General features: G+C 71.4%; 12 protein-coding genes. 8 read left to right on the top strand and 4 right to left on the bottom strand.

Annotation, left to right across the window (positions count from 1 at the left end):
- Window positions 1–75 precede the first annotated feature (75 nt).
- The 7 genes from ACKTSN_RS15865 (at window position 76) to fxsT (ending at window position 11,240) form a co-directional block, all read left to right on the top strand.
- On the top strand, window positions 76–438 hold the full coding sequence (locus ACKTSN_RS15865; RefSeq protein WP_409469743.1) for a CU044_2847 family protein: 363 nt from the start codon (window positions 76–78) through the stop codon (window positions 436–438).
- Window positions 431–2,395, top strand: coding sequence for a trypsin-like peptidase domain-containing protein (locus ACKTSN_RS15860; RefSeq protein ID WP_409469742.1), 1,965 nt, complete (start codon window positions 431–433; stop codon window positions 2,393–2,395). Before ACKTSN_RS15865 ends, ACKTSN_RS15860 begins: the two co-directional genes overlap by 8 nt.
- Window positions 2,396–2,543: 148 nt before the next feature.
- Window positions 2,544–3,566: an AAA family ATPase gene (locus ACKTSN_RS15855; RefSeq protein WP_409469741.1), complete on the top strand. Its 1,023-nt coding sequence runs from the start codon at window positions 2,544–2,546 to the stop codon at window positions 3,564–3,566.
- 3 nt (window positions 3,567–3,569) lie between these two features.
- Window positions 3,570–6,818: an SAV_2336 N-terminal domain-related protein gene (locus ACKTSN_RS15850; protein WP_409469740.1), complete on the top strand. Its 3,249-nt coding sequence runs from the start codon at window positions 3,570–3,572 to the stop codon at window positions 6,816–6,818.
- A complete protein-coding gene (locus ACKTSN_RS15845) occupies window positions 6,815–6,967 on the top strand; it encodes a hypothetical protein (RefSeq protein WP_165396591.1) in 153 nt (50 codons plus the stop codon). Before ACKTSN_RS15850 ends, ACKTSN_RS15845 begins: the two co-directional genes overlap by 4 nt.
- Window positions 6,964–8,175, top strand: coding sequence for an FxsB family cyclophane-forming radical SAM/SPASM peptide maturase (locus ACKTSN_RS15840; protein WP_409469739.1), 1,212 nt, complete (start codon window positions 6,964–6,966; stop codon window positions 8,173–8,175). The genes ACKTSN_RS15845 and ACKTSN_RS15840 overlap by 4 nt, the downstream gene beginning before the upstream one ends.
- A gap of 101 nt (window positions 8,176–8,276) precedes the next feature.
- The gene (gene fxsT / locus ACKTSN_RS15835) at window positions 8,277–11,240 is read left to right on the top strand and encodes an FxSxx-COOH system tetratricopeptide repeat protein (RefSeq protein ID WP_409469738.1); all 2,964 of its coding nucleotides are present in this window, start codon (window positions 8,277–8,279) and stop codon (window positions 11,238–11,240) included.
- A gap of 62 nt (window positions 11,241–11,302) precedes the next feature.
- On the opposite strand, the gene ACKTSN_RS15830 is transcribed toward fxsT, so the two are convergent.
- The 4 genes from ACKTSN_RS15830 to ACKTSN_RS15815 all read right to left on the bottom strand — a co-directional run bounded on the left by ACKTSN_RS15830 (window position 11,303) and on the right by ACKTSN_RS15815 (window position 18,061).
- A complete protein-coding gene (locus tag ACKTSN_RS15830) occupies window positions 11,303–15,142 on the bottom strand; it encodes a multifunctional oxoglutarate decarboxylase/oxoglutarate dehydrogenase thiamine pyrophosphate-binding subunit/dihydrolipoyllysine-residue succinyltransferase subunit (RefSeq protein ID WP_409469737.1) in 3,840 nt (1,279 codons plus the stop codon).
- Window positions 15,143–15,423: 281 nt separating this feature from the next.
- Window positions 15,424–16,533: a sensor histidine kinase gene (locus ACKTSN_RS15825; protein WP_409469736.1), complete on the bottom strand. Its 1,110-nt coding sequence runs from the start codon at window positions 16,531–16,533 to the stop codon at window positions 15,424–15,426.
- Window positions 16,530–17,270 carry a response regulator transcription factor gene (locus tag ACKTSN_RS15820; protein ID WP_129800686.1) on the bottom strand — a complete coding sequence of 247 codons (741 nt, stop codon included), beginning with the start codon at window positions 17,268–17,270 and terminating at the stop codon, window positions 16,530–16,532. Before ACKTSN_RS15820 ends, ACKTSN_RS15825 begins: the two co-directional genes overlap by 4 nt.
- A gap of 113 nt (window positions 17,271–17,383) precedes the next feature.
- Window positions 17,384–18,061 carry a spermidine synthase gene (locus ACKTSN_RS15815; protein WP_409469735.1) on the bottom strand — a complete coding sequence of 226 codons (678 nt, stop codon included), beginning with the start codon at window positions 18,059–18,061 and terminating at the stop codon, window positions 17,384–17,386.
- Between the two features lie 207 nt (window positions 18,062–18,268).
- On the opposite strand from ACKTSN_RS15815, the gene lon reads away from it, so the two are divergent.
- Window positions 18,269–20,692, top strand: coding sequence for an endopeptidase La (gene lon, locus ACKTSN_RS15810; protein WP_409469734.1), 2,424 nt, complete (start codon window positions 18,269–18,271; stop codon window positions 20,690–20,692).
- The last annotated feature ends 175 nt before the right edge of the window (window positions 20,693–20,867 follow it).

The raw sequence follows: 20,867 nt of genomic DNA, 5'->3' as shown, positions 1-20,867 counted from the left end.
GCTAGCCTCGTCGCAGCTCAAGTGTGGTCCGGCTGCGGCCGGTTGGACGGGGCGCAAGCTCGACGGGGGAGCGGCATGAGTCACATCCAGGACATCGAACTGCCCGACGGCACGGTCATCACCGCCCGGATCGGCAGCGCGGACGCCTACGGGGAGCAGGAGGACGTCGGCTTCACCGACGCCGCCCTCGCCAAGGTCGGACAGCTCCAGGAGCTGATCAAGGCCGTCGGCGGCACCGTGCTCGACGCCGCGCGCTCGGCCCGGCCCGACGAGGCCGCCATCAGCTTCGGGGTGGAGCTGACCGCCAAGGAGGGGCTCGCGGTCGCCGTGCTCGCCAGGGGAGAGGCCAAGGCCTCGCTGCAGGTCACGCTGACGTGGCAGTTCGACCGGCAGCCCGCCCAGGCCCCCGCCGCGCCGGACCCGGCCGCGCATGACTGAGCGCACCGAACGCCTGCACGCCCTGGCCAAGGCCGCCACCGTCCACCTGCTGTCCGCCGACGGCGACGACAAGCCGCTGTGGGGCAGCGGATTCCTCGTCGCCCCGGGCTGGGTGCTGACCGCCGCCCATGTGGTGCGTCCGCACCTCGCCGCCCGTCGCGATCTGACCTTCCGGGTGTGCGGCGAGGGCGTCGACGCCGAGGCCCGGCTCGAGGCCTGGCTGCTCACACACCCGGAGCGGCCCGTCGTACCGCTGGAGGAGGACCTGGCCCTGGTGCGGCTCGCGGGCGACGCCGACGAGCACCAGCACGAGTGCGTGTGGCTCGCCGACCGGGACGTACGGCACTCCGGTGCCGTCAAGGTGTACGGCTACTACCCCGAGCCGCCGCACACCCACGCCCGCGCGGTGGACGCCGAGATCAACGGCCACGAGGACGGCTACGGGCTGATCATCAAGCCCGACATCGACTTCCCGGCCGGAGTCTCCGGCGGTCCGCTGCTCGACCCGGACACCGGAGCCGTGGTCGGACTGGTCAAGTCCCGTCGCCGGCAGCAGGACGGCGGGAAGGCGGTCGCCATATCGGCGCTGCGCCGCTTCGGACAGACGTACCGCACCGTCATGGCCGCCCACGACCGGTGGCACGGCACCGAGCCGCTCTCCGAGAGCGGGGACAACTGGATCGACCTGCAGTCCGGTCCCGCGGCCGACGGCGGTGAGCGGTGGACGCCGGACGACCGGCGCACCGCGCTGCGTCTGCTCGCTGCGCTGCCCGCTCCGCCCGACGCGCCCACCGTGGAGGTCCTCGCGAGCCGCGCCCGCAGCGGCCGGCGGTGGCCGGGGCGGACCCCTGAACTGCAGACCTGGCGCGACGGTTACGGCCTGCTCTACGAGGGCCCGCACCCGCTCGACTCGCTCACCTTCCTGCGTTACCTGAAGTTCGTCGAGGAGTACATACGCTGCCGGGGCGGGGACTGTTCGCAGCTTGCCGACTGGATCGACCGGCGGCTGCGCCGGGATCCGCGTCGGGACATGCACGACTTCGTCCGGGACGCACGCCTCCCCGAAGCGGTCCGGCCCACCGCGGCGGACGGACCGGAGCGCATCGTGATCCCCTACCCCGGCCCGGGCGAGGGCCCCACGGTCGCCGTGCTGCTCGACCCGGTGATCGGCTCGCAGCCCACCCGCTTCTTCTGGCAGATCTGGTTCGACGACGGCGACGGGTCCGACGAACCGGAGCTGTGGCAGACCGACGACTCCGTCCACGGCTACCTCCCCGGCGAACTCGTCCAGGCCCTGCGCGGCCCGCTGAGCGAACTGCTGCGCGCCAAGGACCGCGCGGACCTGCCCGTACCGCTCGAAGTGGCCCTGCCCGCCGAGTACTTCGACACCGCCGTGCACCGCTGGCGGTTCGACGACATCGCCCAGCTCGACGACGCCGCACACCTCGGCGCACGCCGCCGGGTGGTGCTGCGCTCCCTCGCACGCCGGGGAGAACCGGACAAACTGTGGGCCGAACGCTGGCAGGCCATGACCGCCCAGCAGCACTTCACCGGCTGGCGCACCCCGCAACGCGGCGTCGCGTCCAGCGCCGGCAGCTATCGCGACGCGGCCTTCGACCACATCCCCGTGATGTGCCGCCCCGCCGGGCGCGGACCGGGCCGGACCGCGATGAAGCTCGCGCTGGAGAACGGGCACGGCGTGGCCCTCTGGCACATCGACGGCCACGCCACCCGCACCTGCGCCGAGGCGTGCGACACTCTCCACGCCAAGGCGGAGGAACTCCTCGGCACCCTCGGCTCGCTGGCCGAACTCCCCGACCGGCTGCGCCACCTCCGGCAGGACATCAGCGAACACTGCGCGGACCGCGCCTGGGCCGAGCCGCTCGCACTCCTGTACGACGACCCACGGCGTCCGCTGCCCGCGGAGGAGACCGAGACCCTGGACGCCCCGCTGTGAGCACCCAGAAGAACATTCGCGGCGGCTGGCCGAAAAGGCCCGTGTATCAGGCCTGTCCTGGGTACATTTCCAGGGGCCCGTTGTGGGTGCACAACGCCCCCGTCGGCCAGGACGTGGACCACCACCGACCGTCGACGAGGAGCGCACCATGAGCGAGTGGTTCGTCTACCAGGGCAGCGGGCGCCCGGATCCGGCCAGGATCAACCGGCTCCCGGCACCGCCCCCGTGGCGCAACTTCGACGCCCCGGTCGTGCCGTACGACGTCCCGAGCCTCGACTCCTCCACCCGCCGCAGGCTCGGCGCCGGCGCCGTACCCCTGCCCGTCCAGGGCGACAGGACCCTCGAACTCGTCAACGCCGCCCTCTACCTGAGGCGCCCCCTGCTCGTCACCGGCGAGCCCGGCGTGGGCAAGTCGACGCTGGCGCACTCCGTCGCGTACGAACTCGGACTCGGCCGGGTCCTGGAGTGGCCCATCGTGAGCCGCAGCGAACTGCGCGACGGGCTCTACACGTACGACGCCATCGGCCGCCTCCAGGACGCCCAGCTCCGGCGTGCCGCCCAGGACAGGGCGGCGGCGGACGGACCGGAGTCCGAGGACATCGGCCGGTACATCAAACTCGGTCCGCTCGGCACCGCGCTGCTCGCCGCCGACCGGCCCCGCGTCCTGCTCATCGACGAGCTGGACAAGAGCGACATCGACCTGCCGAACGACCTGCTGAACGTGCTGGAGGAAGGCAGGTTCGCCATCCCCGAGCTGGAGCGGATCGCCGACCGGACACCGGTGGTGGAGGTGCTCACCGGCGACGGGCGCAAGGTCGCCGTGACGGGCGGTCAGGTACGCTGCCGGGCCTTTCCGTTCGTCGTGCTGACCAGCAACCGGGAGCGCGAGTTCCCCGCGCCCCTGCTGCGCCGCTGCATCCCGCTCGATCTCCAGGCCCCGCGCAACGAGGGCCTCGCCGCGCTCGTCCAGGCGCACTTCGGTGAGAACGCGCACGAAATCCACCGCGACATCCTCGACCAGTTCGTCGAGGCCGAGGCGGACGGCGCACTGCGCCCCACCGACCAGCTCCTCAACGCCATCTTCCTCGCCGTGCACGCCGCCCGGGACGCGGTCCGGCGCGAGGAGATCTCGGCGCTGCTGATGCAGCCCCTGGACCGCGGGCCCAGGTAGCCGATGTCCGCGCCGGCTCCCGGCACCCCGGCCGACGCCGTGAGCGAGGTGCTCACGGCGCTGGTCGCGCGTCTGCGTGACGCGGGCCTCGCCCCGGACGTCGAGGAGCTGGCGGACGCACTGTGGCTGGCCCGCCGGCTGCCGGCACCGGCGCGGCAGGAGCCGGACCGCACGACACCCACCGCACCCGGCACACCCCACGGGCCCGCGGACGGCCTCCCGTCCCTGCCGACCGCCTCGCACACCTCGACCGGCACGCCCGAGGAGCAACGGCCCGACAGCGTCCGGATGTTCGCCCCGGGCTCCGGAGGTGAGGAGACCGGCGCCCGGATGACCCCCGTCCGCGTCCCCGCCGCCCCCGCCCTGCCCGAACCCCTCGCCCTGCAACGCGGATTACGCCCCCTCCAGCGGTACCGCGCACCCGTACGCCCCGTGCCGCGCACCCTCGACGAGCGGGCCACCGCCGAACAGGCCGCCGAATCCGGGCTCGTCCTGCCCGTCCTGCGCACCGAGCGGCGTCGCGAGGCACGCCTGCTGCTCCTGATGGACGTCTCCACGTCGACCGTGGTGTGGCAGCAGGCCCTCGACGAGCTGCGCCAGGTCTGCGAGCGCGCCGGCGCCTTCCGCGAGGTACAGGTGCAGTACCTGCACGAGGACACCCACGGGCGGCCCGGCTACGCCGCCACGCCGGAGCACACCGGCCCGCTGCACGCGCCCGGACAGCTCAGCGACCCGACCGGACGCCGGCTGACGCTCGTCCTCAGCGACTGCGCGGGCCCCATGTGGCGCGGCGGCCGTATCCAGCGGCTGCTGCACGGCTGGGCCGCGACGGCGCCTGTGGCCGTCGTCCAGCCGCTGCCGCAGCGCATGTGGCTGCGCACCCATCTGCCGGCCCGGCGCGGACTGCTGCGGCGGCGCGAAGGGCCCGCCGGAACGCTGGAGTTCCTGCCGGACAAGGGGCCCGTCGAACGGCAGGCGCTGCCCGTCCCGGTGCTGGCGCTGCGCCGCGGCTCGGTGGAGGGCTGGGCGCGGCTGGTGTCGGGCGCCACGGGAGGGTCGCTGGCCACCGCGGCCGGCTGGGTACGCGCCGACCACGCCCCGTCCCGCGCGCGGGTGCGGGCCCAGGAGGACCTGAGCGGTACGGAACGGGTGCGGGCCTTCTGGCGTTCCGCCTCCCCGGAGGCGCGCCGGCTCGCGGTGTATCTGTCCGCGGTGCCGCTGTACCTGCCGGTGATGCAGCTCGTGCAGCACGCCATGCTCGCCGGGAGCGGGCCCGAGGCGCTGTCCGAGGTGCTGCTCAGCGGGCTGCTCCGGCGCCGGGAGGACCCGGACGACCCGCGGGCCGTGCGGTACGAGTTCCTGCCGGGCGTGGCGGGCGAGCTGCGCACCCGGCTGGCCGTGGAGGACGTCGAGCTGCTGTTCAAGCACTGCTCCGCGTACGTGGAGCGGAAGTTCGGGCGCAGCGTGCGCAACTTCCCGGCGTTGGCGGCGGCGTTCCTGCGCGGGGCGGTGGATCCGGGGGCGGCCGACGCGTCGCCGCCGGCCGGCCCGGGCACGGAGGAGCCGGCCGGGCTGCGGGCGTTCGCCGAGGTGTCGGCGGATGTGCTGCGGGAGATCGGCGCGCGGATCCCGGTCGCGGCGGTACTGCCCGAGCTGAGCGCTCAGGAGCTGGTCGGTAAGGGGCGCGAGGCGATCGGGCGGTTCGAGGGGGAGGGGCTGACCCGCGAACTCGACGCCTCGGTGCGGTACTTGCAGCAGGCGGTGGAGGTGTCGCGGACGGGTGCCGAGCGGGAGTCGGCGTCCGTGGAGCTGGCCGACGCGCTGCTGATGCGGTGGCGGGTGAAGGGGGTGGGGGAGGATCTGCGCGATGCCTGGGAGGCCGTGGCTGAGCCGGAGGAGATCGGTGCCCGTGGGCGGCTGGTGCGCGGGCTGGTGTGCTGGGTGCAGGCCGGTGAGCTGAGCAGTCGTGGGCTCGACTTCGAGGGGATTCCCGACAGTCTGCGGGACTGGACGAGGAGGACGGCGTCCGGCAAGGAGGTCGCCGCCCAGGCGGTGCTGCTGTACCTGGCGGACCGTGATCTCGGTCTGGCGATGGGGGACTCGGGGTCGGATCCCGACGCGATGACCCGGATCCGGGTCGCCTCCGAAACGCTGATGCACGTGCGGCGGGCCGTCGCGGAGGCGGGAGTGAAGCACGCCGGGGCGGGTCCCTACCGGGCGGTGGATCCCGGGCACTGGTACCCGGCGCATCTGCAACAGGCCGTCTCGGCAGCCGACATTCGGCTCTCGTACCCGGAGCGGGAACACGCCCTGCTCGTCCGAGGAGGTCTGTGGCTCGACCTGGCACGGCACTACGCCGGGACGGTCCCGCCCATGCCGGAGCGAGCGGCGGAGTCGGTACGGCAGGCCAGGGAGGACTTCCTGGCCGCGCTCACGGGCGAACCGGCCCTTTCGGACGCGGAGCGCTGCCGGGCCTGGCTGGCGGTTGCGTCGGCCGTCGAGCTCGCCGCGTCGGTGAGGAGTTCTGACGCGGGTGCCCCGCTGGTGGACGCGTTGGCAGAGGCGCTGGCCGCCGCGGGTGATGACGAGGCCCTACGGCTCGAATGCCTCCTGCTGATCGCGCGCATGTCCTGGAGCGATTACCAGCATGCCCGCAACGAGGTCCAGTTGGACTCCGCCGTCGAAGCGTGGACGCAGGCCGAACGGCTGCTGGGCGAGGACCACCCCGACCGGCCGGACGTGCTGGCCGCCTTCGGTGCCGCCCTGCTCGAGAAGGCCCGGCTCCAGGAGGCTCCCGACATCGCGAGCCGGGCCGTCGTCGTGCTGCGCGCCGCCCTGCAGGAGACCGCCATGGCCCATCCGGACATCCCGGTGCGCTGGATGAACCTGAGCCTCGCCCACTTCAGACGGTACGAGCTGCAGGAGGTGCTGTCCGACCTGTACGAGGCCGAGTGGCTGCTGGGCGAGGCCATCCGCTGCGCCGATCAGCCCGAGTTTCTCGTACGCTGCTGGACCACCCGCGGTGCCATGCTCATGTCCCTCTACTCCAGGACGGCCACGCTCACGCATCTGCACCGGGCGATCGAGTGCTACGGGCAGGCCGTCGAGCTGGCCCGGGAGGAAGGCATGGACGAGTTGCTGGCCACGGCGCTGCAGAGCCGGGACCGACTGCGAGAGCAGCTCGGCATGATGAGGTCCGGGCAAGCCCGCACCCCCACCACCCGCCCGGACCCCGAAACGGCCCCCGAGTGACCGCACGCCCGGAGGACACCCGCACACCCCTCCCCGACATCCCCAGGCCGGACCGGACCGACCACCCGGTTCTCGCGGCGATCCTCGCCGAACTGCGCACCCGGGACGGGGAGTCCACCGTCGTCGCCCACTACGAAGACGCCCCATGACCACCCACCCCCAGTGGCCGCACGTCGTCCTGGACCCGACGGCGCACCGCCCGACGCCCTTCCGCCAGTTCGTGCTGAAGGTGCACGGCCGCTGCAACCTGGACTGCTCGTACTGCTACGTCTACCGGGGCCGGGACGACGGCTGGCGCGAGCGCCCGCCCCGTACGTCGGAGCCGACGATGCGCCGCACCGCGGCCCGAATCGCCGAGCACGTCCGGGAACACGGCCTCGACCGCATCCGGGTCGAACTCCACGGCGGTGAACCCCTCCTCACCGGCCCCGATCCCGTCCTCGCCTACGTGCGCGCGGTACGGGAGGCCGTCCCCGCCGACTGCCGGGTCACCGCCACCGTCCAGACCAACGGCACCCGTCTCACGGCCGCCGCGCTGGACCGGCTGGCCGGGGCCGGCGTCCGGGTCGGTCTCAGCCTCGACGGAGGACGGGCCGCGCACAACGCCCGCCGTGTCGACCACGCCGGCCGCCCGGCCTGGCCCGCCGCCCGGGCCGCCGCCCGGCGGCTCGCCGCCCGCCCGGAGACGTACGCCGGCATCCTCTGCACGATCGACCCGGCCACCGATCCGCACGACGTCTACCGGTCGCTGCTCGACCTGGACCCGCCCGGCGTGGACTTCCTGCTCCCGCACGCCAACTGGGCCCATCCGCCCCCGGGAATCCCGTCCCGGCGTCCGGGCCGACACCGCCCTGCCACCACGCCGTACGGCGACTGGCTCGCCGCCGTCTTCGACGCCTGGTGGGACGCGGGACGGCTGCGCACCCGCGTGCGGCTCTTCCAGGAGATCGCCGCCCTGCTCCTTGGCGCCCCCAGCAGCGCCGAGGCTGTCGGGCTCTCTCCGATGGCCGCCGTCGTCGTGGAGACGGACGGCGGCATCGAGCAGGTCGACTCGCTCAGGTCGGCCTACGCGGGCGCCGCCGAGACCGGTCTCGACGTCTTCCGGCACTCCTTCGACCGGGCCCTGCGCCATCCCGGGATCGCCGCCCGGCAGGTCGGAGAGCGGGCGCTGGCCCCGGAGTGCCTGGACTGTCCGGTCGGCCGGGTGTGCGGTGGCGGCAACTACGTGCACCGGTACGCGCCCGGCACCGGCTTCCGGCACCCCAGCGTCTACTGCGCCGACCTGGAGCGACTCGTCCGGCACATCGCCGGCCGGCTCGACCGGACGGCGCGGGAAACGACGCAGGACGGAACGTGATGCCGGTGCACATCTCCCAACTGGGCACCCACGAAGCCGTTTTGACGCACAATTGACTAACCTGTGCACAGTCGTGACAGGTTCAGTGAGGGGACTGCAGGATGACGGCGCAGCTCGGACACGTCACGGTGGTCTTCGCCGGGCAGAGCGAATCCTGGGCCAAGTGGATCGACCACCAGATCCGGGCCGCGGGACGCCGCACGACACTGGTGCGCTGGAACCCGCTGCGACGCCCGCCCACCGTGCAGGCCCTCGGCGACCTGATGAGCGCCCCGGGCCGGATACTGCTCGTCATAGACGACTGGTACGAGCGCCTGGAACGCAGCCGGTTCGACGCCTGGGCCGGCGTACTGCGCCAGACGCTGCCGGAGTACCGGGACCGGATCGCCGCCGTCAGCGTCACGGCCCAGCCGATGCCCGAGGCCACCATCGCGCTGGCCCCCGTCGAACTGCGCGGCCTCAGGCCCGAGGTGGCCCGCAGCCGCGTCCTGGAATGCGCGGGAGTACCGGCCCCCGGCGCCCTGATCGACCTGCGCCGCGGCCCCCGCTTCCCGGACGACCCGCCGGAGGTGTGGCGCCGGGTGCCGCGCCGCAACCGCCGGTTCATCGGACGCACCGAGCTGCTGGAGCAGGTGTACGCGACGCTGTCCGCCGCACGCCGGGACGGAGCCACCGTGGCTCTGCGCGGCCCGGGCGGCTTCGGCAAGACCCAGCTCGCCGCGGAGTACGTGCACCGGTTCGCGGGGGAGTACGACATCGTCTGGTGGATCAGCGCGGCCCAGCGCGTCACCGCCCGTCAGCAGTTCGCCGAGCTCGCACCCGAGATGGGCCTGACGGATGCCGGGGACCTGGCGGCCACCATCAAGGCCGTACGGCGTGAACTCGACGACACCGCACGTCCCTGGCTGCTCGTGCTGGACGGCGCCGGCGACCCCGAGCCGCTGCGCGACCTCGTCCCGGAGGGCCGTGGGCACGTCCTGGTCACCACCCATCGCGGCGAGTGGGCCGCGCACGCCGAGACCATCGAGGTACCGCCCTTCGAACGCCGGGAGAGCGTCGCGTTCCTCCGGCGCCGCGCGGCCCGGCTCACCGACGACCAGGCGGAACGGCTCGCCGAGGCCGTGGAGGACATGCCGCTGCTTCTCGACCAGATGGCCGCCTGGCTGGATCTGAACCCGACGGTGTCGGTGAACGACTACATTCGCGACATCCGGGAGGGCCGGCCGGACCGGTTCGGCGTCATGGCCTCCGGCCAGTACCCGAAGTTCGAGGTCGCCTGGGCCAAGCTCATCAACTCCCTGCGCGAAGGGTCCGAACCGGCCTGGCAGTTGCTGAACCTGCTCGTCTGCTTCTCACCCGACGTCGTCCCGGTACGACTGCTGCAGACGGCCCGGCACGGCGACCTTCCGCCCGAACTGGCCGAGCTGATCAGCGAGCCCAGCAGCTGGAACACGGCGCTGCGCAAGCTCTCCGAGATCACCTCCATGCGCATCGAGTACGAGCAGGGCCCCCGTCGCCTGGACACCCAGACCGTCGGCACCCTGCGCATGCACCGCCTCTTCCACCGCTACGTCCGCTCCGTACAGGCCCCCGACGACGCCGAACGCTATTCGGCCGCCGCCCGCAAGGTCCTGGTCTCCGCCGACCCGCGCGACTCCGCCCAGGCCGGCAACTGGGCGCGCTACGCCGAGATCATCCCGCACCTGGAGCCGTCCGGCGCGCTGCAGTCGGCCGACGACGACGTACGGGATCTGGTGCTCAACTGTGTCGAGTACCTGCGGATGCGTGGCGAGTACCACGACGGCTGGTGGCTGAGCCGGCTGGCCGTGGACAACTGGCGGCCCAAGTTCGGCGACACCGACCGGTCCGTGCTCGTCGCGGTCCACCAGCTCGCCAACATGCTGCGCCGACTGGGTCGGTACGCCGAGGCGGAGGAGGTGGGTCGGGAGAACCTGCGGCGGCTGAGCGGCGCCGGGCAGGTCCGGCCCATCGAGCTGATCCGCGCCAAGGACGGACTCGGCGGGACACTGATGGCCCTCGGCCGGTACACCGAGGCGCGCACCCTGTTCGAGGAGGCCGCCGCGAGCGCCGCGGAGGAACTCGGCGGTGAGAACGTCCCGCGCACTCTCAGCATCCGCAGCAACCTCGCCGTCGCCGTCGGCCTGCAGGGCCACTACGCCGAATCGCTCGTCCAGCACCGCCGGATCTTCGAGGCCCGGGTCGAACTGCTGGGCGGCAAGGACGCGGCCACGCTCAACTCGGCGCTGCGCAGCGCCTGGATGCTGAGACTGCTCGGCCGGTACCGGGAGGCGCTGGCCATCCAGGGCCACAACTCCCGCGTCCACAGCCAGGTGCTGGACCGCAACCACAGCCAGACCCTGCACGCCGAGCACAACCTCGCCCTGTGCGCCCGCCGGGACGGGGACCTGCAGTTCGCGCAGGTCATGATGCGCGGCGTCCGGGAGAAGCTGCTGCGCCGGCGCGGCGCCCTGCACCCGGAGACCCTGATGGTCTCCTGCGACTACGCGATGCTGCTGCGCCACCTGGAGCGGACCGCGGAGGCCAGGGAACTCGCCGAGCTCACCGCCGCGCAGTACGCCGCCCAGCTCGGCGAGGCCCACCCCTATGCGATCGGGGCGCGGGACAACGTCACCACCGTCATGCGGGACATGGGAGAGACCCGCAGCGCGCTGGAGCTGTCCCTGCGGACCGTTCAGGAGATGGAGCAGGCGGTCGGCCGGGAGCATCCGTGGGCGATCGGCTGCGCCAAGAACGGGGTGGCCGCGCTCGCCGCCGCCGGGGAGACCGAGTCCGCGGCCGCGCTCGGCCGCGACGCAGCCGAACGGTCCGCCCGGGCGTTGGGCGAGAGCCATGTCCTCACCATCAGCCTGCGGGCCGGTCTGGCCCTCGACCTCGCCGAACTGGGCGAGCCCGAGGAGGCCGAGATCCTGCACCGGGGCGCCGTCACCCGCCTCACCACGGTCCTCGGCCCCGACCACCCCCAGACCCACTACATCCTCGAACGCCACCGCCCCTACTGGGACTTCGAGCCCCAGCCGATCTGAAACGGCGAGGGCCCGGCCCCGAGTCACAGCGACTCGGGACCGGGCCCTCGGTGCCGTAAGGCCTAGGCCTCGAACACCTCACGCACCAGCTGCTCCTGCTCCGCCTGGTGCCGCTTGGCGGAACCCACCGCCGGCGACGACGAGTGCGGGCGGGAGATACGGCGCAGGCGCTCACCGTGCGGGACGTCGGCGCCGACCGCCAGGTCCAGGTGGTCGATCAGGTTGAGGGCGATGAACGGCCAGGCACCCTGGTTCGCCGGCTCCTCCTGGGCCCACAGGTACTTCTCGGCGTTCGGGTACTTGGCGATCTCCGCCTGGAGCTCGGCGCCCGGCAGCGGGTACAGGCGCTCGATGCGGATGATCGCCGTGTCCGTGGCGCCGCGCTTCTGACGCTCGGCCTCCAGGTCGTAGTAGACCTTGCCGGCGCAGAAGACGACCTTCTTCACCGCGGCCGGGTCCGTCACCGTCGCGTCGCCGATGACCGGCTGGAACTGGCCCGTGGTGAACTCGTCCGCCTTCGACGCGGCGGCCTTGAGGCGCAGCATCGACTTCGGCGTGAAGACGACCAGCGGCTTGTGGTGCGGGTTGTGCACCTGCCACCGCAGGAGGTGGAAGTAGTTCGACGGGGAGGTCGGCATGGCGACCGTCATGTTGTTCTGCGCGCACAGCTGCAGGAACCGCTCCGGGCGGGCGGACGAGTGGTCCGGGCCCTGGCCCTCGTAGCCGTGCGGGAGGAGCAGGACCACGCCGGACGTCTGGGCCCACTTCTGCTCCGCCGACGAGATGAACTCGTCCACGACCGTCTGCGCGCCGTTGACGAAGTCGCCGAACTGGGCCTCCCACATCACCAGCGCGTCCGGGCGGGCCAGCGAGTAGCCGTACTCGAAGCCCATCGCGGCGTACTCGGAGAGCAGGGAGTTGTAGACGTTCAGCCGTGCCTGGTCCTCGGAGAGGTACTGCAGCGGCGTGTACTCCTCGCCGGTGCTGCGGTCGATGATCACCGCGTGGCGCTGGCCGAACGTACCGCGCTGCGAGTCCTGGCCGGCCAGGCGGACCGGGGTGCCGTCCAGGAGGAGGGAGCCGATGGCGAGGGTCTCGCCCATGCCCCAGTCGATCGTGCCGTCCTCGACCATCGACGCCCGGCGCTGCAGCTGCGGCAGCAGACGCGGGTGGACGGTGATGTGGTCGGGGATGTTGACCTGGGACTCGGCGATCCGCTTGACGATCTCCGTGGAGACCGCGGTGTTCACGGCGACCGGGAACTCGGCCTGCGCGTCGGGCGTCTGAACCGCCGTCGGCTGTGCGGTGGCCTCGCGGACCTCCGTGAAAACCTTCTCCAGCTGGCCCTGGTAGTCCTGCAGCGCCTGCTCGGCCTCTTCCAGCGTGATGTCGCCGCGACCGATGAGGGACTCGGTGTACAGCTTGCGCACCGAGCGCTTCTTGTCGATCAGGTCGTACATCAGCGGCTGGGTGAAGGCCGGGTTGTCCGACTCGTTGTGACCGCGGCGGCGGTAGCAGAGGAGGTCGATCACCACGTCCTTGTTGAACGCCTGGCGGAACTCGAAGGCGAGCCGCGCGACGCGGACCACGGCCTCCGGGTCGTCGCCGTTCACGTGGAAGATCGGGGCCTCGATCATGCGCGCCACGTCGGTGGCGTACATCGACGAACGCGAGGACTCCGGGGCGGCGGTGAAGCCGACCTGGTTGTTGATGACGATGTGGACCGTGCCGCCGGTGCGGTAGCCGCGCAGCTGCGACATGTTCAGGGTCTCGGCCACCACGCCCTGGCCCGCGAAGGCCGCGTCGCCGTGGATCGCCACCGGCAGGACGGTGAAGTCCGTGCCGCCCTTGTTGATGATGTCCTGCTTGGCGCGGGCGACGCCCTCCAGCACCGGGTCGACGGCCTCCAGGTGGGAGGGGTTCGCGACCAGGCTGACCTTGATCTGCTCGCCGTCCAGGCCGGTGAAGGTGCCCTCGGCGCCCAGGTGGTACTTCACGTCGCCAGAGCCGTGCATCGACTTCGGGTCGAGGTTGCCCTCGAACTCGCGGAAGATCTGAGCGTACGACTTGCCGACGATGTTGGCCAGGACGTTCAGGCGGCCGCGGTGGGCCATGCCGATGACGACCTCGTCGAGCCGGGACTCCGCCGCGCTGTCCAGGACCGCGTCGAGCAGCGGGATGACCGACTCGCCGCCCTCCAGGGAGAAGCGCTTCTGGCCGACGTACTTCGTCTGCAGGAAGGTCTCGAAGGCCTCCGCCGCGTTCAGGCGGCGCAGGATGCGCAGCTGCTCCTCGCGCTCCTGCTTGGAGTGCGGGCGCTCCACACGGTCCTGGATCCACTTGCGCTGCTTCGGGTCCTGGATGTGCATGAACTCGATGCCGGTGGTGCGGCAGTACGAGTCGCGCAGCACGCCGAGGATGTCGCGCAGCTTCATCATCGACTTGCCGGCGAAGCCGCCGACGGCGAACTCGCGCTCCAGGTCCCACAGGGTGAGGCCGTGCTCGGTGATGTCCAGGTCGGGGTGCTTGCGCTGCTGGTACTCCAGCGGGTCGGTGTCGGCCATGACGTGGCCGCGGACCCGGTAGGAGTGGATCAGCTCGAAGACGCGGGCGGGCTTGGTGACGTCGTCGTCGTGCGAGGCGTCGATGTCCTTGAGCCAGCGGACCGGCTCGTAGGGGATGCGCAGGGCCTCGAAGATCTCGTCGTAGAAGCCGTTCTCGCCGAGCAGGAGGTTGGCGACCTGGCGCAGGAACTCGCCGGACGCGGCGCCCTGGATGACGCGGTGGTCGTACGTCGACGTCAGCGTCATGACCTTGGAGATGCCCAGCTTGTTGAGCGTGTCCTGGGACGTGCCCTGGAACTCCGCCGGGTAGTCCATGGCGCCGACGCCCATGATCACCGACTGGCCGGGCATCAGACGCGGCACGGAGTGGACGGTGCCGAGGCCGCCCGGGTTGGTCAGGGAGACCGTGACGCCGGTGAAGTCGTCCATCGTCAGCTTGTTGTCGCGGGCGCGGCGGACGATGTCCTCGTAGGCCTGCCAGAACTCGAAGAAGTTCAGCGTCTCGGCCTTCTTGATCGCCGCGACGACCAGCTGGCGGTCGCCGTTGGGCTTGACCAGGTCGATGGCGAGGCCGAGGTTGATGTGCGGCGGCTTGACGAGGGTCGGCTTGCCGTCCTTCTCGCCGAACGACCAGTTCATCGACGGCATGGCCTTGATGGCCTGCACCATCGCGTAGCCGATCAGGTGCGTGAAGGAGATCTTCCCGCCCCGGGCCCGCTTGAGGTGGTTGTTGATGACGATGCGGTTGTCGAAGAGCAGCTTCACCGGGACCGCGCGCACGGACGTGGCCGTGGGCAGCTCCAGGGAGGCGTTCATGTTCTTCGCGACGGCCGCGGCAGGGCCGCGCAGCGTGATCAGCTCGGGGCCCTCCGGCGCCGTCGTCGCGGCGGCGGGCTCGGCCTTCGCCTTCGGCTTGGCGGCCGGGGCAGGGGCCGCGGCCTTCGCCGGAGCCGATGGGGGTCCCCCCGCGCGAGTGGATTCGAGCGTGGGGGAGGCCGGAGCGGGCGCGGCAGCCGGCTTCGGGGCGGCGGGAGCGGCCGGAGCCGCTGGAGCTGCCTGGGCCGGGGCGGCCGGGGCCGGGGTCTGAGCCGTGGTGGTGGTCTCCGCGGCCCCCGCGGCCGCGGGGGCCGCCGGAGCCGGGGCGGACGGTGCCCCCGGCTTGTAGTCGGCGAAGAAGTCCCACCAGGCGCGGTCTACCGAATTCGGGTCCTGGAGGTACTGCTGATAGATCTCGTCGACGAGCCACTCGTTGGGACCGAACGCGGCAGCGGGGTTCTTGCCCGCTTGATCGGCGTCGGTCGAGATGCTCGATGCGTTACTGGGGGACTGTGGCGACACGGCGGCAACCGCCCTCTTCCGCTTCACAAGGTGATGGACAGCGGGAATCAAGGCTACGCCTCCATGACCGAGAAGGTCAGACCGGGCCCGTTCATCGTCGCGTAAGTCACATCTGAGCACGTGTTTCGGGGATGGAAATGGCGGGAAACAAGCGTGGTTCCGGTGTGAAAGGGATGCGTTGACCCGGACCCGGCGCATACGAGACGCGGGCCTTCGCCTGATCACACGTGTCCTGCAGCGCGGACGCCCGTGGATCTTGTGGCTCCGCTTCGAACTTTACGTCAACTTGGCACGGATGGCAGTCCCGGAAGGGTGATAAGGATCCGGCAACCACGCTCGGATTCGGCCACGCCGATCTTGCCGCCGTGCAGATCCACCGCCCAGCGGGCGATCGCCAGGCCGAGGCCCGTGCCGCCGTCGCTGCCCGGACCGTGCGGCCGGCTGACGGCACCCCGGTTGAACCGCTCGAAGACCCGGTGCCACTCCGACCGCGGAATGCCCGGACCCTCGTCCAGGATCTCGAGCTCCAGCGACTGGGGCAGCGCCCCGCGCCGCGCCTTCACCGTGACCCGGCCGTGCGGCGGGCTGTGCTTGACCGCGTTGTCGATCAGGTTGGCGACGACCTGGTGGATCCGCTCCGGGTCGGCGTGCGCGGTCAGCTCCGGCGGGGACACGTCGAGGTGCAGATGGACGTCCGTACGTGTGTGACCGCCGGAGCCGGAGGCGATGCCCGCGCGCGCGGAGGCGACCATGTTGGCCTCCTTCAGCACCCCGGACAGATACGGCCACACCTCGAACCGCCGCATCTTCAGCGGTACGACGCCGTTGTCCAGACGCGACAGGTCGAGGAGCGTCTCCACGAGACGCCCCAGCCGCTCCGTCTGCTTCAGGGCCGTCCGCATGGTCTCCGGGTCGGCCTCCGTGACGCCGTCCACGATGTTCTCCAGGACCGCGCGCAACCCGGCGATCGGTGTGCGCAGCTCGTGCGAGACGTTGGCGACCAGCTCCTTGCGCTGGTTGTCCTGGGCCTCCAGGTCGTCGGCCATACGGTTGATCGTGACGGCCAGGTCGCCCAGCTCGTCCCGCCGGTTCTCACGGACCCGGCGGGTGTAGTTGCCGTGCGAGATGGAGCGGGCCACCGCGTTCATCTCGTCCAGCGGTGCGGTGAGCGAATGGGCCACGAACTGCGTGATCAGCAGGGTGGCGATCATCGAGAAGACCGTGATGAAGCGCAGCTCGGTCTCGGTGCGCACCGCGATCATCAGCAGCCCGGTGGTGATCAGCACCGAGATGACGACCAGCGCACCCAGCTTGGTCTTGATCGAGAACGGGCGTACGCCGCCCCAGGGCTCCCCGGGGCTCCTCCGTGCGGCCGGCCGCCCCTCGCTCATGGCGTCGGTGTCTCCAGGGCGTAGCCCACGCCGTGCACCGTGCGGATCCGCTCGGCGCCGATCTTCCGCCGCAGCGCCTTGATGTGACTGTCGACGGTACGGGTGCCGGAGGCGTCCGCCCAGTCCCACACCTCGGCCAGCAGCTGCTCACGCGAGAGCACCGCGCGCGGCGTGTTCGCCAGGCAGACCAGCAGGTCGAACTCGGTGGGCGTCAGATGCACGTCCTCGCTGCGCACCCGGACCCGGCGCTGTGCGTGGTCGATCTCCAGCTCGCCCAGGCGCAGGATGCCGGTGCGCGGAGTGGCGGCCGCGACCGCGGCCCGCTCGACCCGGCGCAGCAGCACATGCACGCGCGCGGCCAGCTCCCGGATCGAGAACGGCTTGGTCATGTAGTCGTCGGCGCCGACGCCGAGACCCACCAGCATGTCGGTCTCGTCGTCGCGCGCGGTGAGCATCAGTACCGGCACCGGCCGCTGGGCCTGCACCCGCCGGCAGACCTCCAGACCGTCGAAGCCCGGCAGCATGATGTCGAGAATCAGCAGGTCGGGCTGCCAGGCCTCGGCGGTGTCGACGGCGGCCGGGCCGTCACTGGCCGTCTGTACGAGAAATCCCTCGGCGCGCAGGCGGGCCGCGATGGCGTCGACGATCGTCGCATCGTCCTCGACCACCAGCACCCGGCGCTGTGCGCCCGGGGTGGTCGCCGCCGTGCCGTTGTGGGAGGTGTGTGTCTGCTCCATCGCCCGCCCCTGAAGTGTGCTTTCCGGAATCCGTGGGGTGATCCCATGACTGCGATTGACGCTTGAATGATCGGCGTCAGGGATGCAGCGTACGGGGAGTCACCGCAGCTCGGCTATCCAGGTCGTACGCCGAGATGCACGGCGTCCGGAACGCCTCGGGCAACGGGGATCTCTTCGGTACGCACATACCGGAAACCGGCATTCCGCAAGGATCCTTCAAATTCCGGGGAGGGCTGCGCCGACCACACGGCGAGCACGCCGCCGGGTCTCAACACCCTTGCGCAGCTTGCCAGTCCGGCCGCGGAGTACAGCCCGTCGTTCCCCTCCGTGACGGTCCATCCGGGCCCGTTGTCGATGTCCAGGCACAGCGCGTCGAACGTGGCGGAAGTCTCATTGACGAAGTCGATCAGATCCGCTTCGACGATCTCCGTACGGCTGTCGGCGAGGGCCTCTCGGGACAGCTCGGCGAGCGGTCCGTCGCGGTGCCAGTCGATGACGGCACGCTCGCGCTCGACCACCGTGATCCGGCCCCAGCGGGGGTTCGCGGCAGCGTGTGCGAGCGAGAATCCGACGCCGAGTCCGCCGATCAGCACAGCGGGCGCCGCCCTCCTGTCCAGGGCGTTCAGCGCCGCGTCGACCAGCCGTCGCTCCGATCGTCCGTCGGAGGTGTCCATCAGGAAACAGCCGTTGACGATGATCTGCAGCAGGGTGCCGTGCCGGCGCAGCACGACCTCGCCCGAGGGGCCCTCACGACGGTCCAGGACTTCGGGGATGTCGTAGGTGGTGGCCATCTGCCCATCCTGGCACTTCTCTGACGGCATGTTGACGGAATAACGGATGGGAGTGGCTCGGCTCCCGGCGGTGTTGACACAGAGGTGGCGAAGGGGTCCGGCAGCGGCCGGGGAGTGATCGCTCAGAGCGAACGGGGCCAGGGGAACATTCGGCGGCTCCCGCGCATTGAGTCGGCATAGCTCAACTTGACTGCCTAAGGGGAGATCATGGCTGCTGAGTCAACGGCGTTCACACCGCTCACTCTGCCCGTGCTGCCGCTCGACGGCGAGGTCGTGCTGCCCGGGATGGTGGTCCCGCTGGACCTGAGCGACGCCGATGTGCGGGCCGCGGTGGAGGCCGCCCAGGCCGCTGCCCGGTCCGAGCCCGGAAAGCCCAAGGTCCTGCTGGTGCCCCGGATCGACGGGACATACGCGAGCACCGGTGTGCTCGGCACCGTCGAACAGGTCGGGCGGCTCGCCGACGGTGACCCCGGTGCCCTGATCCGGGGGCGGGGGAGGGTGCGGATCGGCGCCGGGACGACCGGGCCGGGTGCCGCGCTGTGGGTCGAGGGGACCAGGGTCGACGAGAGCGTCCCGGAGCCGCTGCCCGGGCACGTCACCGAACTGGTCAAGGAGTACAAGGCCCTCGCCACCGCCTGGCTGAAGAAGCGCGGCGCATGGCAGGTCGTCGACCGTGTGCAGGCCATCGACGACGTGTCCGCCCTGGCCGACAACTCGGGGTACTCGCCCTTCCTGACCCTCGATCAGAAGATCGAGCTGCTGGAGACCGGCGACCCCGTCGACCGGCTGAAGCTCGCCACCCAGCAACTGCGCGACCACCTCGCCGAGCAGGACGTCGCCGAAACCATCGCCAAGGACGTCCAGGAGGGCGTCGACAAGCAGCAGCGCGAGTTCCTGCTGCGCCGGCAACTGGAAGCCGTACGCAAGGAACTGCGCGAGCTGAACGGCGAGAAGGACGGCGAGGAGTCCGACGACTACCGCGCCCGCGTCGAGGCCGCCGACCTGCCCGAGAAGGTCCGCGAGGCCGCCCTCAAGGAGGTCGACAAGCTGGAGCGGTCCAGCGACCAGTCGCCGGAGGGCTCGTGGATCCGGACCTGGCTCGACACGGTGCTCGAACTGCCGTGGAACGAGCGGACCGAGGACGCGTACGACATCCAGGGCGCCAAGACGATCCTGGACGCCGAGCACGCGGGCCTGGAGGACGTGAAGGAGCGGATCACCGAATACCTGGCGGTGCGCAAGCGCCGTACGGACCGGGGCCTGGGTGTCGTCGGCGGGCGGCGCGGAGGTGCCGTGCTCGCGCTCGTCGGGCCGCCCGGCGTCGGCAAGACGAGTCTCGGCGAGTCCGTCGCCCACGCCATGGGCCGCAAGTTCGTCCGCGTCGCCCTCGGCGGTGTCCGCGACGAGGCCGAGATCCGCGGTCACCGGCGTACGTACGTCGGTGCGCTGCCCGGCCGTGTCGTCCGCGCCATCAAGGAGGCCGGGTCGATGAACCCGGTCGTGCTCCTGGACGAGATCGACAAGGTCGGCTCCGACTTCCGCGGCGACCCGGCCGCGGCGCTCCTCGAAGTGCTCGACCCGGCGCAGAACCACACCTTCCGCGACCACTACCTGGAAGTCGAACTCGACCTGTCCGACATCGTCTTCCTCGCCACCGCCAACGTCCTGGAGGCCATCCCGGAGGCCCTGCTCGACCGTATGGAGCTGGTCCGGCTCGACGGCTACACCGAGGACGAGAAGATCGTCATCGCCCGTGACCACCTGCTCCCGCGCCAGCTGGAGCGGGCCGGCCTGGACAAGGACGAGGTCGTCATCGACGAGGGCGCGCTGCGCAAGCTCGCCGGCGAGTACACGCGCGAGGCGGGCGTCCGCAACCTCGAGCGGTCCATCGCACGGCTGCTGCGCAAGGTTGCGGCACAGCACGAACTGGGCGAGCGGAAGCTGCCGTTCACGATCGGGGACGGTGACCTGCGGGGTCTGATCGGACGACCGCACCACGTACCCGAGTCGGCCCAGGACCCGGCCGAACGGCGCACGGCGGTACCGGGCGTGGCGACAGGCCTGGCGGTCACGGGGGCGGGCGGTGACGTGCTGTACGTCGAGGCGTCGCTGTCCGACCCGGAGACGGGCGCGGCGGGCCTGACGCTGACCGGACAGCTGGGTGACGTGATGAAGGAGTCGGCGCAGATCGCGCTGAGCTTCCTGCGCAGCCACGGCGCCGAGCTGGAACTCCCGGTCGCCGACCTGAAGGACCGGGGAGTGCACATCCACTTCCCGGCGGGTGCGGTGCCGAAGGACGGCCCGAGCGCGGGCATCACGATGACGACGGCACTGGCGTCACTCCTGTCCGGCCGCCTGGTCCGTACGGACGTGGCGATGACCGGCGAGGTCTCGCTGACCGGCCGCGTCCTGCCGATCGGCGGCGTGAAGCAGAAGCTGCTCGCCGCGCACCGTGCGGGCGTCACCACCGTGATCATCCCCAAGCGCAACGAGCCCGACCTGGACGACGTCCCGGCCGAGGTGCTGGACAAGCTCGACGTCCACGCCGTCACCGACGTCCGCCAGGTCCTCGAACTGGCCCTGTCGCCGGCCACGAACGGCGCGGAGCCGGAGGTTCCGGTCGCGGCGTGACGGACGTGACCGGATGGGCAAGGCCCGGGTCCCGTGAGGGAGGCCCGGGCCTTTGCCATGAGTGCGTATTAACCACCTTTACCCCTTGTAGTGTCAAGTCACGAATCTTCGTAACATGACCTTTTTATGCCGTTCCGGCCTACTTGAAGTGCGGCCTTACCGGAAACGCCGGAAA

This window comes from Streptomyces flavusporus, from assembly GCF_046267975.1.
Classification (GTDB): Bacteria; Actinomycetota; Actinomycetes; order Streptomycetales; family Streptomycetaceae; genus Streptomyces; species Streptomyces flavusporus.
This window is presented reverse-complemented; position numbering and strand designations above follow the sequence as displayed.

Coding starts and splice junctions, on each gene's coding strand:
- ACKTSN_RS15865 (WP_409469743.1), top strand. CDS start 76: ATGAGTCACATCCAGGACATCGAACTGCCCGACGGCACGGTCATCACC.
- ACKTSN_RS15860 (WP_409469742.1), top strand. CDS start 431: ATGACTGAGCGCACCGAACGCCTGCACGCCCTGGCCAAGGCCGCCACC.
- ACKTSN_RS15855 (WP_409469741.1), top strand. CDS start 2,544: ATGAGCGAGTGGTTCGTCTACCAGGGCAGCGGGCGCCCGGATCCGGCC.
- ACKTSN_RS15850 (WP_409469740.1), top strand. CDS start 3,570: ATGTCCGCGCCGGCTCCCGGCACCCCGGCCGACGCCGTGAGCGAGGTG.
- ACKTSN_RS15840 (WP_409469739.1), top strand. CDS start 6,964: ATGACCACCCACCCCCAGTGGCCGCACGTCGTCCTGGACCCGACGGCG.
- fxsT (WP_409469738.1), top strand. CDS start 8,277: ATGACGGCGCAGCTCGGACACGTCACGGTGGTCTTCGCCGGGCAGAGC.
- ACKTSN_RS15825 (WP_409469736.1), bottom strand. CDS start 16,533: ATGAGCGAGGGGCGGCCGGCCGCACGGAGGAGCCCCGGGGAGCCCTGG.
- ACKTSN_RS15820 (WP_129800686.1), bottom strand. CDS start 17,270: ATGGAGCAGACACACACCTCCCACAACGGCACGGCGGCGACCACCCCG.
- ACKTSN_RS15815 (WP_409469735.1), bottom strand. CDS start 18,061: ATGGCCACCACCTACGACATCCCCGAAGTCCTGGACCGTCGTGAGGGC.
- lon (WP_409469734.1), top strand. CDS start 18,269: ATGGCTGCTGAGTCAACGGCGTTCACACCGCTCACTCTGCCCGTGCTG.